The sequence below is a fragment of the Virgisporangium ochraceum genome (assembly GCF_016863655.1).
Classification (GTDB): Bacteria; Actinomycetota; Actinomycetes; order Mycobacteriales; family Micromonosporaceae; genus Virgisporangium; species Virgisporangium ochraceum.
On the sequence record NZ_BOPH01000105.1, the window covers coordinates 204,433 to 220,127 of the forward strand.

The 15,695-nt window shown below is 72.3% G+C and carries 13 protein-coding genes; 8 read left to right on the forward strand and 5 right to left on the reverse strand.

Annotation, left to right across the window (positions count from 1 at the left end; genetic code table 11):
* Positions 1 to 126: 126 nt before the first annotated feature.
* From Voc01_RS39030 to Voc01_RS39040, 3 genes are read left to right on the forward strand one after another with little or no spacing between them, the layout of a single operon-like run.
* Positions 127 to 1,083: a hypothetical protein gene (locus tag Voc01_RS39030; RefSeq protein ID WP_203932719.1), complete on the forward strand. Its 957-nt coding sequence runs from the start codon at positions 127 to 129 to the stop codon at positions 1,081 to 1,083.
* Between the two features lie 5 nt (positions 1,084 to 1,088).
* The gene (locus Voc01_RS39035; RefSeq protein WP_203932720.1) at positions 1,089 to 1,763 is read left to right on the forward strand and encodes a hypothetical protein; all 675 of its coding nucleotides are present in this window, start codon (positions 1,089 to 1,091) and stop codon (positions 1,761 to 1,763) included.
* Positions 1,751 to 2,347, forward strand: coding sequence for an LppU/SCO3897 family protein (locus Voc01_RS39040; protein ID WP_203932721.1), 597 nt, complete (start codon positions 1,751 to 1,753; stop codon positions 2,345 to 2,347). Before Voc01_RS39035 ends, Voc01_RS39040 begins: the two co-directional genes overlap by 13 nt.
* Here the strand turns inward: Voc01_RS39040 and Voc01_RS39045 are convergent.
* The gene (locus Voc01_RS39045) at positions 2,334 to 5,510 is read right to left on the reverse strand and encodes an ATP-binding protein (RefSeq protein ID WP_203932722.1); all 3,177 of its coding nucleotides are present in this window, start codon (positions 5,508 to 5,510) and stop codon (positions 2,334 to 2,336) included. The two genes, Voc01_RS39040 and Voc01_RS39045, sit on opposite strands and share 14 nt — an antisense overlap.
* Before the next feature lie 44 nt (positions 5,511 to 5,554).
* On the opposite strand from Voc01_RS39045, the gene Voc01_RS39050 reads away from it, so the two are divergent.
* The 4 genes from Voc01_RS39050 to Voc01_RS39065 all read left to right on the forward strand — a co-directional run bounded on the left by Voc01_RS39050 (position 5,555) and on the right by Voc01_RS39065 (position 9,139).
* Positions 5,555 to 7,387, forward strand: coding sequence for a hypothetical protein (locus Voc01_RS39050; protein ID WP_203932723.1), 1,833 nt, complete (start codon positions 5,555 to 5,557; stop codon positions 7,385 to 7,387).
* 373 nt (positions 7,388 to 7,760) lie between these two features.
* Entirely contained in the window at positions 7,761 to 8,327 is a 567-nt protein-coding gene (locus Voc01_RS54280; protein ID WP_275423802.1) for a BTAD domain-containing putative transcriptional regulator, read from the forward strand.
* A gap of 4 nt (positions 8,328 to 8,331) precedes the next feature.
* The gene (locus tag Voc01_RS39060) at positions 8,332 to 8,868 is read left to right on the forward strand and encodes a hypothetical protein (RefSeq protein ID WP_203932725.1); all 537 of its coding nucleotides are present in this window, start codon (positions 8,332 to 8,334) and stop codon (positions 8,866 to 8,868) included.
* Positions 8,843 to 9,139, forward strand: a complete 297-nt coding sequence (locus Voc01_RS39065) for a histidine kinase dimerization/phosphoacceptor domain-containing protein (RefSeq protein ID WP_203932726.1) — start codon at positions 8,843 to 8,845, stop codon at positions 9,137 to 9,139. The genes Voc01_RS39060 and Voc01_RS39065 overlap by 26 nt, the downstream gene beginning before the upstream one ends.
* A gap of 258 nt (positions 9,140 to 9,397) precedes the next feature.
* Here the strand turns inward: Voc01_RS39065 and Voc01_RS39070 are convergent, their stop codons facing one another.
* From Voc01_RS39070 to Voc01_RS39085, 4 genes are all read right to left on the reverse strand, one after another.
* The gene (locus Voc01_RS39070; RefSeq protein ID WP_203932727.1) at positions 9,398 to 9,976 is read right to left on the reverse strand and encodes a hypothetical protein; all 579 of its coding nucleotides are present in this window, start codon (positions 9,974 to 9,976) and stop codon (positions 9,398 to 9,400) included.
* A gap of 345 nt (positions 9,977 to 10,321) precedes the next feature.
* A complete protein-coding gene (locus Voc01_RS39075; protein WP_203932728.1) occupies positions 10,322 to 11,437 on the reverse strand; it encodes a hypothetical protein in 1,116 nt (371 codons plus the stop codon).
* Entirely contained in the window at positions 11,437 to 11,769 is a 333-nt protein-coding gene (locus Voc01_RS39080) for a PadR family transcriptional regulator (protein ID WP_203932752.1), read from the reverse strand. Before Voc01_RS39080 ends, Voc01_RS39075 begins: the two co-directional genes overlap by 1 nt.
* Positions 11,770 to 11,823: 54 nt before the next feature.
* A complete protein-coding gene (locus tag Voc01_RS39085) occupies positions 11,824 to 12,291 on the reverse strand; it encodes a hypothetical protein (RefSeq protein ID WP_203932729.1) in 468 nt (155 codons plus the stop codon).
* Between the two features lie 99 nt (positions 12,292 to 12,390).
* Between Voc01_RS39085 and Voc01_RS39090 the strand changes: the two genes are divergently transcribed.
* A complete protein-coding gene (locus tag Voc01_RS39090) occupies positions 12,391 to 15,666 on the forward strand; it encodes a hypothetical protein (RefSeq protein ID WP_203932730.1) in 3,276 nt (1,091 codons plus the stop codon).
* Positions 15,667 to 15,695: the final 29 nt, after the last annotated feature.

The window sequence follows — 15,695 nt, forward strand, 5'->3', positions numbered from 1 at the left end:
TGGTCGGGCTACCTCGGTTCGACGTGCCGTCCGTGCGGATGTATGTGCCGTCGGGCGGCACATACATCGCCGGGCGGTGTCACGCCGTCCGGGTCAGGTAGCGGATCTCGCGAGGGGAGACATCACATGAGCGTGGGGCTGGAGATCGAGAACCCGTTGAACGGAACGGGCCAACCGGTCGCCGACCAGAACGGCACCGTGAGCCCGCTGGTTCTCGGCACCGACTCGGTGGGCGTGCGCGGCGGCGGCACGGCCGCCCCGGTGGAGATCGCCCGTGACGTGACCCTGGAGTACAACGGAAGCCCCCGCCTGGTTCTGCACTCCCGGGGCAACGGCACGCAGCGGTTCAGCATCCGGGCCACGAACGACCGCGACGATTCGGGCGGACGACGCCTGGTGGTGCGCAACGAGAGCCAGGGCGTCGACATCCTGGTGTTCGACCTCGAGGGCATCTTCACCGACAAGGACATCAAGATCGAACGCAGCGGTAGCCCCCGGATCACGTTGTACTCGCGGGGTGACGGTACGCAGCGCTACAGCATGCGGGCCACCAACGACGCGGATCCGGCCGGCGGGCGGCGGTTCGTGGTCCGCAACGAGTCGGCGGGAGAGGACGACCTGATCCTCGACTCCGCGGGCCGGCTGCGGGTCCGCGGCGACATCATCCTCACCGGCGCCGACTGCGCCGAGGTGTTCCCGATCGACGACGCGGAGGACCCCGAGCCCGGCACCGTCATGGTGCTCGGTGACGACGGCCGGCTCCGCGGCTCCGACCGCGCGTACGACCAACGGGTCGCCGGCGTCATCTCCGGCGCCGGGGACTACCGGCCGGGGCTCGTGCTGGGCGGCGGTTCCGCCGCGGACACGCGGCTTCCGCTGGCGCTCAACGGACGCGTCTTCTGCAAGGTCGACGCCGTGGTGGCCCCGGTGGGCGTGGGTGACCTGCTCACCACGTCCACTGTCGCCGGCCATGCGATGAGAGCGACCGACCGCGACCGCGCCTTCGGCGCGGTGATCGGCAAGGCGTTGCGGCCGCTGGCGTCGGGACGTGGCCTCGTGCCGATCCTGGTGGCCCTGCAGTAGGAGCGGTGACGATGCGACCGGACCACGACTGGTACCCGGACAAACGACCGGATCGGAGGAGCCGTCCGGCGCCGACGGAGGCCGGTGGCCGCGACGATCCGCCGGCCGGTTCGTCCGGCGAACGGCAGCGGCGGGACAAGCTGGCGACGATCGTCGGGGTCGCGACGGTCGCCGGGGTGATCTTCGGCGTGGTGACCGGCATCGTCGCGCTCCTGCCGGACCGCGACGAACCCGTGGTGGCGTACCGGAAGCAGGTGCTCGCGACGTGCCAGCGGGTCCACAGCATCGTGACGACGGAGCACAACGAGATCCTGCGGCCCGACCCGCGCCCCGGCGTGACGAACCCGGAGGACATGATCCGGATCAACAAGGGTCCCCTGCTCGCCGTGATACGCGGCAACGTGTCCCGGGTCCGGACGGAGTTCGCCCAACTGGCACAGCAGGAGGTTCCGGAGAAGCTGCGCCAGCAGTACACGGCGGCGGGACAGGCCCAGGAGGCCTGGCTCGCCCACTACACCCGGGTCGCCGCGGCCATCGAGCAGAAGTTCCGCGACGGCGACACGCTGCGCCGGCTCAACGAGCTCGGCCTCAACATCCTGGAACGCGGCGGGCAGGTCGACACCGGCCTCAACGCCGCGATGACGGTGCTGGCCGGGGAGGACTGCCGATGTACCCGATGAGAGACGACAAGGACCCCGGCCACGGCGACCGGTCGGCGTCCCGCTCCCGGCACCGGTGGTTCGTGGTTCCCGCCGGCTCCGCCGTTCTCGCCGCCGCCGTGGCCGTCGGCGCGACGACGTGGGTCCTCAGTGGACAGACCGACGACGCGCCGTCGAGCTACCCCGGCGTCATCGCGTCGTCGGGTGCGTCGGTCACCGGGTCGGCGGCGTCGGCCCCATCCGCGGCTCCGCCCCCGATCGGCGGCCCAGGAGGGCAGGCGGGCGGCGACAAGCCGGACCGGCCGCCGACACCGACCGCCACCAGGACCACGAAACCACCGACGACGGGGTCCGGCGGGAGCAACCCCGACACCTTCGTCAAGGGCGACTGCTTCGTCAACGAGGGCACCGAGAACGATGCCGAGGTCCGGAAGGTCGCCTGTACCACGGCGAAGTCGTACGAGGTCGTCGCCAAGGTGCCGTTCACCACCGACGAGAAACGGTGCGACACGACGGCCGGTGCGGGCAGGTGGAACGCGAGCTACGTCATGGACAAGAGCCCGGGCACGAGCGGCGACTACGTGCTCTGTCTCAGGAAGAGGTGAGGTGGGTCCAGGTCACCGGCTCGACCGGGTCGGGTGTGTAGCGGCACACGTAGCCGGTCGTCACGGTGGTCCGCAGCATGAGGCCCAGTTCCGGTTCGGTGGCCGCGATCTCGTCGATCGCGCGTTTGATCGCCTTGCGGACGGCGGTCCTGGCCCGTTCGCTCTCGTCGACGAAGGCGCGGCTGCGTCCGCCCCTGCCGGTCATGCGTCGAAGCTCGTCCAGCAGCGCGTCGAGCTCCGACTGCAGCCGTTCGCTGCCGACGTGGTCGCCGCGGGCGTCGGCGGTCGACAGGGCGTCGGTCAGCTGCTGCACCCGCCGGCGGTACGCCGCCCGCGCCGGCCCGTCGGCCAGTGGCTGCGACGACGTCGCCGCCAGTGCCGCTCCCGCCGGCGTGCCGGCCAGTTCCAGCGCCGGCACGGCCCGGTCGGGGTTGGTCAGCAACCGGACGAGATACCGCACCCCGATGCGGTCGGCCACCACCACGCGTCGGTCGTCCACGGTGAGCGCCCAGTAGCGGTTTTGCCGCCGGATCGTGCCGTCCCGGGCCACGGTGCGGCCCAGGATCCCGCGCCAGGCGGCGGTCCGGGCCGCCATCCCCATGCCGTCGGCGTCGGCGCACGCCCGCTCGACGAGCTCGCGCGCCCGGTCGCGGTCGCCGGGCCCGCACCGGGCCATCAGCGCCTCGGCGAGGTCGGCCCGGGTCACCGCGGTGACCGGCAGGTTGCCCAGGTCGCGGTTCGCCGCGACGGCGCGCTCCAGATGGGCGACGGCGAGGGACCGGTCGCCGAGCACCAACGCCGCGAGCCCCAGTACGCGTTCCACCGAGCCGAAGCACGTCACCGCCAGCGACGGCATGACCGGCAGGGCGGCGTAGGGAAGCAGCACCGCGTGGGCGCGGCGGGCCAGCTCGCGGTTGTCGAGCGCCCGGGCCGCCTCGACGATCGCGAGCATGCCCGCGAGCCACGTGCTCGACTCCGGCAGCACCTCCAGTCCGGGCTCCAGCAGCCGATCGAGCGTCTGCTCCGCCTTCTCCCGCTGGCCGTCCCGGGCCGCCAGGCTCGCCGCCGTCGCCTGGAACGCGAACTCGGCCGGGTTGAGCCCCGGCGAACCGGCGATCTCCTCGACCATGGGCAGCATCTCGACATCGCGGCCCTGCAGCCAGCGGATCGACATCAGGTGTGCACCGAGAATCCCCATCGCGTCGGGGTCGCCGACCCGGGCGCCGAGGTCGTAGCAGGCCGACGCGGACGCCTCGGCCTCCTCCAGCCGCCCCGACCGGATGAGCAGCATCGTCGAGATGGCGTCGACGATGTACCGGATGCTCAGGCAGCCCAGCGCGTCGGCGCGGCGGCCGAGCTCGGTCAGGGTCCGCTCGGCCCGGTGGTCACCGAGGTGGAACAGGTCCACCGTGCGCCAGCACAGGCCCAGCAGCGCCAGCATGCCCTCACCTGCCCGCGACGCGACGGCGATCAGCTCGTCGGCGAGCGGCAGGCGGTCGGCGGTGTGGCGCGGCGTCAGCAACGCGTGATGCACCAGCGAGAGCGCCTCGGCCAGGACGCCTCCGTCACCCAGCCGACGGGCGTCGTCGAGGGCCGCCACCGCCGCGTCGACCGGACCGCCCTGGTAGACCGCCTCCGCCGCGAGGCGCAGGCGCAGCCGGTGCCGCAGGTGCGCCTCGTCGGGCGGAAGCGCGGCCAGCGCGCGCCGCTGCAGCGCGGCCACGCGCTCCCGGTCCCATCGATCTCTGTGCTCGTTGATCCACACACCGCCGAGACCGGCGGCCGCCGACGCCATCGCCACGACGTCGCCCTCCGCGTCCGCCGCCCGGGCCGCCGTGTCGAACAACGCCCGCGCCTCGGCCAACCGCCCGCACCGCAGCACCGTCTCGGCGTGCTCGACCAGCAGCGGCGCCCGGGGTTCGTCGGTACCGGCGCGCTCATGGGCGGCCACCGCCGCCGCGAACAGGTCGGCCGCCGGCTCGTATCCGAAGCTGTCGAGCATGGCCCGGGCGGCGGCCCGGCAGGCCGTCACCGCCAACCGCGCGTCGGTGGCCGACCGGTCGGCGGCGAGCAGCGCATGCCGTGCCCGTCGGGTGAGCCGGTCGACGTCGCCGGCCGGGCCCGACAACAGGTCGGCCGCCCGCGCGTGCGCCTCCGCCTCCTCGGCGGGCCGCAGCTGCTCGACGAGGACCTCGCGGACCAGTTCGTGCGTGAACGTGAACCGGCTCCGGCCGACGAGCTCGACCAGACCGTCGGCGGCCGCCTCGGCCAACGACTCACGCAACGCCGCCGGGCTGATCCGGTTGAGGGTGGCCGCTTCGAACACCGACGGCGCCGGTCCGAGCAGGGCGGCCAGGCTCAGCTCGCGGCAGGCGTGGTCGCTCAGCCCGCGCACGGCACGGGCGATGACCTCACGGACCCCGTGCCGGGCCTCGTGCGGACCACCCATCGCCATCACGCGGCGCAGGTGCAGCGGATGGCCGCCGGTGACCCGGAACAGCGTGGTCAGCAGATCGTCGTCGATCGGCTCGCCCCAGGCGCGCACCAGTGCCCCGGTGTCGGCCCGGTCGAGGCCGCCGAGCGTCACCGGAATGGTCTCGTCGTGGAGATCCGGGTCCTGCGGTTGCGGACCCGCCGCGGCGTCGCGGCGGGTCAGCAGGAGCAGCACGGGACGCCAGGGAACCGACCGGGCGAGGAAGCGCACCAGGAGGAGCGCGCTCGCGTCGGCGGCGTGGATGTCGTCGACGACGACGAGCAGCGGCGCCTGCGCGCTGGCCGCGTCGAGGATCCGCAGGATCGCGGTGAACCGGGCGAAGCGCTCCGGCTCGACCGCGTCGTGGGCGGCGCCGAACAGGTCGGCGCCGCGCCCGCCGTCGACCGCGCCGAGGATCTCGGGCCAGGGCCACCACGGCGGCGCCCCGCCGTCGGGCCAACAGCCGCCCCAGGCGACAGTGAATCCGGCCCGCCGGGCGCGGGCCGCGACCTCACGGCACAGGGCCGTCTTCCCGATCCCCGCCGGACCGGTGACCAGGACCGCGCTGCCCTCGCCGCCTGCCGCCGCGACGAGGACGTCGTCGAGCACCTGAAGCTCGCGCTGACGGCCGACGAAGCCCATCGCACGCGAGTGTGCCAGGACGTGGCACAGAACGTCGATCGATGTCACGTAGATGACGAAAAGGACAAAGTTCGCCGCGCGAGGGAGCTGCCGTGACCGATCAGGTGCTGCGGGTCGCCGTTCTCGGTGACTCCGCGATGTGGGGACAGGGCCTCGCCCGGGACGACACGTTCGCCCGGCTGGCCGCACGTCGCATCGCCCAGGAGGACCGGCGGACGCTCGTCCTGGCGCCGTTCTCGGCCCGGTCGGGGGCCAAGCTCGAGGCGGCCCGCACGCGCGACCGGGAACGGCGGGTCACGCTGCCCTCCGGGGCCACCAGTACGGTGCCCGACGGCGACCGGTACCGGTTCTACGACACCTACCCGGCCCTGTTCGTCGCCGACGACCAGGCCACCGCCTTCCTCAGCGGCCGCGACGAGAGCATGGTGCGCGACCTGTGCGGCACGTCGAACCGGGCCGCCTGCGGCGAGGTACCGGCCGTGTTCCCCACCATCACCTACCAGCTGGACCAGGTCGACGACGCGCGCGCCCGTCGCATCGACCTGCTCATCGTCGACGGCAGCGTCAACGACGTCGGCATCGACGAGGCCCTGGACCCGCTCGACGGAAGCTCCCTGGACGAGATCGACCGGGCCGTCCAGCGGTTCGCGTACGAACGGACGCTCCGGATGCTCGAGCGGGCCCGGGCGACCTTCCCCCGGGCAGTGATCGCGGTGACCGGGTACTACTCGCCGTTCTCTACGAAGACCGACCACGACCAGCTCGTGGCGATGGCCAAGCACATGTCCGGTCGGCCCGGCTGGCAGCTGTGGCTCAACGACGTCCTCACCACCGGGTTCTCCCGATGGGCGCTGCCGTTCAACCTGGGCTGGTTCACCGGCCTGTTCACCGAGGACGTCGACGAGCTCGCCAGGGAGGTCGTGCGGCGGTCGCAGTTCGCACACACCCGGGGCCTGTACTGGATGCGCCGAGCCGTCGCCGAGGTGTCGCCCGGCACCGGCACCTTCTTCGTCCATCCCGGCTTCCGTCCCGAGAACAGCCTCTTCGCCGACGGCACGCCGTTCCTGCACGAGGGGTACCGGGCGCCCGGCGACGGCCGGCACGAGGTCCGCGACGTCGCCCTCGAGGCCCGCGCCGCGGCCATCCCGAGGATCGGCCGGCTTCCCGAGCTGCAGCGGGCCGTTCAGCTCACGAACCTGGTGGGGACCGACCTGCGGGACCACGTCCGCGACCGCGTCCTGCGCGAGCTGACGGCCATTCGCGACTCCCTGGACGGTCCTACCTCGATGCTCGCCCGGCTGACCACCGTGATCGAGGACGGCGCCGGACAGTTCCAGACCAACGTGCGGACCGCCGTCTCGGCGGTCAACCGGGAGATCGGGCGGATCGAGGTCAGCGTCATCGCCTCGTTCCTGCACCCGAACGAGGCCGGCGCCCGGCGGTACGCCGACCGCATCGTCGCCCGGCATGCGCGGCACCGCGAGACCTCACTGCGCCGCGATCTCACCCGGATCGGCGGTGACCCGATGAGCGTCCGGACGACGCTGCGGCGCTACGGCCTGCGCCCGGAGACGGGTCTGCGGGCCGCGCTGCAGAACATGGTCGTCGACGTGCTGGCGGTGGAGGTCGAGGCCGAGCAGACCGTGCCGGGCCCGATCACGATCCCGCTCAGCGCCGTGCCGATGTTCCTGCGCGTCGCCGCCGACCGCCGGTACCGCATCGACGGCCCGGTCAACGGCCTCGGGGTCGTCGACACGTACGGCGACCTCCACCTCGGCGACATCGACCGGCTCGTGCTCGAAACCGACGGGCCGACGATCTTCCGGCTGCGCTCCTTCCGGTTGTCCGTCAACGGCACGACCGTCTTCGCGTCGGCGAAGGCGGCTCCGCTCGGGACGGTCACCTTCGGATATCCGTCGACCTGACCTCGAAACCGGCCAGCCACAACGCAGCCGAAGCGGTTCGCCAGCATCGATCTCCACATACGGTGCGGTGGCGAGGGTGTCCAGATCGTGGACGCCCTCGCCCTCGTTCATCTAGATGATTGATTCCAAGGCCTGGCACGGGATGACTGGGCGTTTTGCCTGTTTGATGGCTGTTCCGCGACCCGCACGGGACCATCGGCCATCAACCGATGCCGATGGGTGGGAGGCTACGAACATCACAAACGCTTGTTGATGTTCATAGCCTCCCACCCGCTCACGATCATCGACGTATCGGTATGGCGGAGCTCCCGACATTCATCACGAAACAGGCGGACGGACGTCCGAGCCCTCGGAATAGATCATCTAGTTGAAGGTGCCGCTGGAGGAGCGGCGGATCATCGCGGTCGAGGAGCTCTTCGACGCGGAGCTTGCCGCCGGACGCCACCTCGCGATCGTCGCCGACCTGGTCGACGCGGTCACGACCAATCCGGTGCGCGAGCGCCTCACCGGCCAGCTGATGACCGCCCTGTACCGCGGTGGGCGGCGGGCCGAAGCGCTCGCCGCCTACCGCCGGACCCGCCAGTTGCTGACCGACGAGTCCGGCCTGGAGCCCGGGCCGGACCGGTTGCTGGCGGCGCTGACCGCCGTCACCGACGGCGAGGCGGTCTACGCGCCCAGCGTGCTGCGCCGGTTGGTGGAGGCGTACACCGAACGGCCGGTCGCCCGCCCCTCGCTCGACGCCCTGACCGCCAGGGAGCAGGAGGTGCTGCGCCTCATCGGCCGGGGACTGTCCAACCACGACATCGCCGGCCGGCTGGTCGTCGCCGAGGCGACCGTGAAGACGCACGTCACCCGCCTGATGGCCAAACTCGGCCTGACCAGCCGCGCGCAGGCGGTGGTGATGGCGTACGAGTCCGGCCTCGTCCACCCGGCGCGGTAGCGCGATGTCCACCCCTGACCGGACGACCGCCACCACCCCCGCGCCCTACGCAGCGGTCATGGCGTTCGTCCGGCGACCGCTGCTCTGGGACGTCGTCTTCTACCTCGCGCTGGTCGGGCTCACCTGGTTCGCCGGCGGGAACCACGACCCGGTCACCGGTAAGGACTTCGAGGGACCGGCGTACCTGCTGAGCGCTCTCATCGTGCTGCCGTTCGCCGGCCGCCGGTACTTCCCGATGACCGCGCTGGTGATCTCCAACGGCGCGCACATGTTCTACATGGCCGTCGGCTACCACATGGACCTGGTGTGGTGGGGACCGGTGATCGGGCTGTACTTCGTCGTCGCGCACCGCCCACGGTGGATGGCCGTCATCGGGTCCGTCCTGACGTTCACCACCACCACGTGGAGCGGCACCAACTACGACCTGGTTCCCATGCACATCCTGGTCGTGCAGAACCGAGCAGCTACGGCGCGAGCAGGAGGCGCGCGAGCGGCAGGCCGTCGCCGAGGAGCAGGTGCGGATCGCCCGCGAACCGCATGACGTGGTGGCGCACCACATGTCGGTGATCTCGGTGCAGGCCAACCTTGCCCAGTACGTGTTCACCACGGACCCGCCGACAGCCCGGGCGGCCCTGGACACCGTCGCCGCCGCGGGACGCGAGGCCCAGCAGGATTTGCAGCACCTGCTGACCGTGCTGCGCCCGTCCCATGAAACCACCGACGACCGCGACCTCGACACCGACCTCGACCGCGACGGCCCGCCCGGGCTCGCGCGCCTCGCCGCCGCGCCGAGCCGGTACCGACCGACCTGACCACCGACGACGAGCCCTTCGAACCGCGCCTCCGCGACCCGGCCGACCTCGCACGAACCGTGCTCGCCAGCCGCCGGTAGCGGAGGATCCGTGTGGGTTGGGCATCGGGGATGTCACGTGGCCCGGACGCCTGCCCGGAACACGGCACGCACCGCGGTCAGCGCGGTGAGGTCGGTCAGCGGGTCGCCCGCCACGGTGAGCAGGCCTGCACCGGATCCGGGGCCGGTCAGCGTGGTGGCGTCGATCGGGTTCTGGCGTTCATCCGTTCTCCGGGGTCGACCGGTGCGTCAGTGATGGCTTCCGGCCGGCTCTGGTGACCGCCTCTCCACGGCTGAACCACAGTGCGAAACTCCAGATCGCGATCCACGCCGCGATCTGCGGCCAGCCGAACCCGCGCACGCCATCCGCGGGAGTGGCTCCCACGGGGAAGCCGTGCGGGTAGATGAACAGCACCTGCGCGATGTCGACCGCGGCGCCGAGCAGCAGGTAGGCCAGCAGCGCGCGCCACGCCCAGCGCTCACCGCGTCTCAACGCGACGTGGGCGACCCAGACGGCCACCGCGAGTCCGGCCACGGCGAAGACCCCACTGCCGAGCATGTGACCGCGCGAGTGCGCGTGGACGACACCGAGAACGCCATCGGGGTCGACGCTCGGCGGGACCGAGGCGTACCAGATGCACAGCGCCGGGTCCTCCTGCACGGCGAGGAAGGCCGCGACGGTGATCATCCAGGCGGCGGCGCGGTGCCGGTCGCCGCGGCGTGCCCGGTACGCGACGACCCCGGCGACGGCGATCCAGACGGCGGCCCAGGCTCCTATTCCCAGATTCGCAAACGACACGGTCGCCACCCTTCATCCGGTCGACGCGGTCCCGTCCACGGTCGCCCAGCGGTGGGCCCGTGGGGATCGGGACGGTGCCCGATCCGCCGGGCAGTCGCCCGATTCCGCCGGGAACACAATCCCCACCGGGTCGGGCTTCGTCCTCATCCTTCGACCTGGTCGACGTTGCTGGCGAGCGGCCGCCCGTCGGCGATCTCGTTGTCCATCCGCGCCCTGAATCTCCTGGGCGATCTCATCCGGCCGCGCCGCAGGGAATTGCGGTCGATCGACATCGGACACCGGCACCGAGGGGTCGTGTCGGGCGTCTTCCGGGCCACGCCCCGCGCCAGCTGCGCGCGGACAGGGTCAGGCCGGGGTCGGGCCGGGGTCGGGCCGGGGGCCGGGTGCGGGCATCTCCGCGGTCCTTCGTACCGGTGTCATGGCCAGGACGAGGCAGACCAGCAGGCCCATCGCCGCGAGCGGGAGCAGCGGTTGCAACATGGCCCCGAGCAGAACCGACTGCGCCTGGCCCGGGCCGCCGTTGCTGAGGTGGGACACCGTGTTCAGCAGGGCGTTCGCGGAGGTGACCGCGGCGACGGACAGCGCGGCCACGCCGGTCGAGAGCATGGCGGTCTGGATCGGCCGGCCGTGGCGGGGGAAACGCCGGATCGCGAACGCGGCCGCCCACCAGCCGCAGACAAGGCCCACGCCGGCACCGACGACGGCGGCCGGCAGGGTGGCCGCGGGCGCGTCGTGGTGGACGATGAACGCGACCGCCGGATCGTCGGGGTATGTCGTGCCGCGCCCCTGGAACCGGAGGGTGAGGCCGCCCTTCACGGCCCAGAAGCCCTGGGTGTCGCCATCGATGCGTACCGGGCTGACCCGCCAGCCGGCCGCGGCCAGCCGGTCGTGCGCCTGTGCGGCGGTCGTCGGCATCTGATCGCGGGGCGTCGTCAACGGCAGATAGACCCGGTTCACCGCCGGATCGGTCCCCCGCGGACGGTCGAAGAGCTGCGCATGTATGGGGTCGGACTGGAACGGACCGCGGTACGTGGTCACCGCGTCGTCGGACGGGTCGGACGGGTCGCATCGCCAGTCACAGGTCTTCTGCCCGGTGGGCATGCGCTGTGCGGCGTCGGGAACGGCGACGGTGACCGCCGCCACGACCTCGGCCCTGGTCGGCAGACTCGTACCCCGCTGCCAGCCGGCCAGGGCGCCGATCCACCCCGCGAGTCCGGCGACGGACACCGCGGCCGTGGCGGCGATCACCCGGTAGCCCAAGGTGGGCGGCACCCTGAATCGGTACGCCACGCCGCCGTAGACGATGTCGACGACGTCGCGCGCCGACGGCCGGCGCTGGCCGGGGGCGACGGAGTCGAGCAGCGTCGTGAGCATTTCCAGGCCGCGGACGCGCCGGTAGTGGCGCGGGTACGCCCGCAGCAGTCGACGGTAGGCGCGGGCGAGCGGGTCGGCGGCGCTCATCAGGCCGACCCCAAGGCGGTACGGGAACCGTAGGACCGGATCCGGGCGGCGGCGACGGCGGCGTTGGTCTGCAACCGGGAGACTTCCGCGGCGAGGGCGGCGGCGCCGTGTTCGGTCAGCCGGTAGTACCGGCGCAGGCGCCCGCCGACGGCCTCCTCGCGGTCGAGGGTCACCAGACCGCCATCGGCCAACCGGTCGAGCGCGGCGTAGAGCGTGCCCGCGCGTAGCCTGATCCGCCCGTCGGACAAGTCAGCGACGGCCTGGATGACGCCGTAACCGTGACGTGGCCGTTCGGCAAGCGCGGTGAGGATGAAGAACGTCGGTTCCTGCATGACCATTCCGGCAATATACCGACCGTCGGTATATTGCCGCCAGTCGGCTGGTGATCAAACGGAGATATGGGCCGCGAAGGCACGCGGCTGTTCGCGCCCTGGCATACCCGCACCGGCCCCAGAGTGGGCGTCGGCCGGCTCCTGTTCGACAAGGAACGCGCCGGCACCAGGCGTCGCAGCCGCTCGCTGGACTCCGAACCGGGCACGGATGACGGTCTGAATTCGCGCGGCCTCGACGGAGAAGTCCAAGAAGCGCTGGTCCAGTGCCCGCAGGGTCTCGGCCCTATCGGATTCGTCGGAGGCGCGGATGATCTGCCGACGGGTGTGCTGCATGAACACGTAGGTGCCCTGGCCGATGCGGGCCACCTCGTCGAGGATTTTGGTCCTGGTCTCGAACGCGGCCCGGCCACGCTCGCGCCGGGTTGTCCAGCTGGACACGACAACGGTTCCGAGGATCGTGACGAAAACGGCGGTCGACGACGCCTGGAGGAGAACCAGCCACAGTTGCTCCGAGAAGGTCACGACGCAGAGAGTAGCGACCGTCCCCGATACGACAGCGGGGTCCGAATGCCGACCGTCGAGCGGATGCGATCGATGCCGCCGATCGATCACACTGCGTAAGTGAGCACTCGCCGGACGCCGTGGCTCGTCGCCGCCGTGGGCGTCGGCCTGGCCGGATTCGCCGGTCTGGCCGGCGTGACCGTGTTCGTGGCGGGTCAGGGCATGGACGGCTCCGGCGACTGGGCCGGCGTCCTGTCGCTCGTGCTCGCCGGCCTGCTGGCGCTGTGCTCGCTGGTGGTGTGGCTGGTCCGCCTCGCACGCCGCGTCGACGACGGTGGCCCGCCGGTGGCCGACCGGCTCCGGAAGGCGGTCCGCGTGCAGTGGACCGCCGAGGCCGCCGCCCGCCGTCTCACCCAGCCGCGGCCGTTGCGGCTGACCTGGCACCCGACCGCCCGTCCGGTGAGCGTTGCGGCCCCGGGCACCGGGACGCGGTCGTTGCGCGGGTCACTGGCCGACCGGGACGCGCTTGCCTCGGCCCGCGGGCTCGTCGACGCCTTTCGGACCAACGGCCAGCGGCAACTGGTGGTGCTCGGCGCGCCCGGCGCCGGCAAGACGACGCTCGCGGTGCTGTTCACCATCGCGGCCGCGGAAGCGGCCGACGGGCCGGTACCGGTGCTGCTCACCGTCGCCGGCTGGAACCCGGCCGAGCCCATCGAGACCTGGGTGGCCGGCCGGATCGCCGCGGACTACCCGGCGGTCGCCGGGTTCGGACCCGCCGCCGTCGCCACGGTACGGCAGCTGATCGACGGCCGGCTCGTCCTGCCCGTCCTCGACGGCCTCGACGAGATGCCGCTGCCCCTGCTCGGCCCGGCCCTGGAGAGCCTGGACCGGGCCGCCGGCAGCGGCCTCCCGATGGTGGTGACGTGCCGGCACGAGGAGTTCGAGCAGGCCGTCGGCCAAGCCGGCGCGCTGTCCAACGCCGCCGTGGTCGAGATCGACCCGGTCCGCGCCGCCGACGCCGAGGCGTTCCTGACCGACCGGGAGGTGTCCGGCAGCACCCGCTGGCAACCGGTGCTCGACGAGCTACGCCGCAACCCGACCGGTCCGATCGCGACGGTCCTGTCGACGCCGCTGATGATCGCCCTTGCCCGTCGGGTGTACCAGCGTCCCGGCACCGATCCTTCCCAGCTGTGTGCCTTTCGCACCGTGGCCGAACTCGAACGCCACCTCCTCGACCGCCTGCTCGAGACCGCCTACCCGGGCCCGGACGCCGGCCGGCGGGAACGCCGCTGGCTCGCATACCTGGCCCGGCACCTGCGCGACACCGCCCGGGACCCGGACCTGCTCTGGTGGCGCCTGGCCCGCGCGGTCCCCGACGGGGTGTTGATCGGCATCGTCGCCGCCGCGCTGACCGTCGTCGGATCGCTGACGGGCCTGGCAGTCGACGGCAGCGCCCCGAATGCGGCGTTCGGCGCGGCGATCGGTCTCTCGGTGGGCGTGCTGTGCGGCCGCCACACCGTCCGCGTGACCCGGGCGACGGGACAGGTCACCGGCCGGCGCTGGATCTGGGCGACGGCACGAAACTCCATAGTGGACGTGACGGTCGCGGTGACGACCGTGGCCGCGCTGTTCTCGGTGCTCGTCACGGCGTTCCTGGCGGTCCGGGGGCTGCTCGACCCGCCGGGCGCCGTGGCGGCGAACACCCTGCTCGTCATCGTCGGCACCGATCTGGTGATCCAGCCCGGCTACGCCGTGACATTCGCGGTGATCGGCTCGATCTTCGCGGCGGTGCTCGCCGGCCTCGGCGCCGGCCGCGGCGGCGAACCACGCCGGAGTTCGCTGCGCCCCGGGCGCCTGTTGCCGAGCCTCGGATTCGGGCTGACGCTCGGGCTCCTCGTGGGCCTCCTGACGATTCCACTCGGGGGTCCATATCTTCCGCTCGCGTTCATGCTTGTCATCGGGATTCCGGTCGGTCTGGGTCGCTGGCTCACCGGCACACCGGCGGCCGACGTCGTGACCTCACCCCTGTCGATGCTGCGCAGCGACCGAACGGCGCTGCTCGCGACCGTCACCGTGGTCGTCGCCGGTACCGCGGTCACCGCCCACTTCATCTACGCCGCGCCTCTAGGCCTGCACCCGGTGGTGACGCTGACGATCGCCGCCGTGTTCGGTCTGCTCGCCGCGTTCGGCACCGGGGCGGCGTGGTTGTCCTACACGATGGCGCGGCTGTGGCTGGCGGCACGCGGCCACCTGCCGTGGCGGCCGATGCGCTTCCTCCGGCGGGCGCACGCCGCTGGCGTCCTGCGCCAGGCCGGCCCGTCCTACCAGTTCCGGCACGACCTGCTCCGCGTCCACCTGGCGCCGCCGGAGCCGCCTCCGCCCGACCGGACCGATCCCCGGGCCCGCCGGTGGTGGCCCATGGCGGCCCTGCTCGCGGTCGCGCTGCTGCCCGTCACGTCGGTGGTGCTCCCCGAGGCGTACGAGGCCGACCTACCGGACCACGACGACACCGTGACGTATCTGCTGTACGGAACCGACGGCACCCTGGTGAGCGGCTCCGACGACGGCACGGCCCGGTTCCACGATCCCGTGACCCACCGCATTCGCCGCACCGTCCGGGTCGGCGACGGCATCAACGTGGGCTTCGCACTCGCCCTCAGCGCGGACGGGTCGACCCTGGCCGCCGATGTCACGGCCCTGGCGTCGAACCTGGACGAATTCTCCCCCCGGGAGATCGGTATCTGGGACGCGGCGACCGGCCAACGGCGCACGGTCCTCGTCGCCGACACCACCCTGGATTCATCCGGCGAACTGGCCCTCAGCTCCGACGGCTCCGTGCTCGCGTCCGCCGAGGAGGACGGCGTCCGCCTGATCGACGTGGCGAGCGGCCGGACGGTCGGCACCCTCCCGGTCCCGAACGCCTCCATCCTCCTGTTCCATCCACGCCTGCCCACGCTCGCGTCGACCAATGACGACGGGATCGCGCTGTGGGACACCACGACCGGTGCCCGCCTCCACAGCCTCACCAGGGCGGCGGACTCCGCCTTCGCCTTCAGCGGCGACGGATCGACCCTGGCCACGATCGAAAAGGATGCCGACGGTCACGAACTCGTCCGGTCGTGGGACGTCGACACCGGTCGGGTCCGGTGGCGCCGCACCGTCGACACGAGCCTGGTCCAGGTCGAACTCAATGCGGACGGATCGACCATGGTCACCGCCGACGAGGGCGGCCGGGTATGGCTCTGGGACGCCGCCACCGGCGATCGCCGGTCGGTCTGGCGGGTCGACGCCGACGAGATATCGACGGTGGCGATCAGCCCGGACGGCACCCGGTTCGTCACCGGTAGCTACACGGGCCGGATCCGGCTCTGGCGGGCCGACCGCTGGGGACGCTGACCACCGCCGATCCTCCCGTACATCGCTCG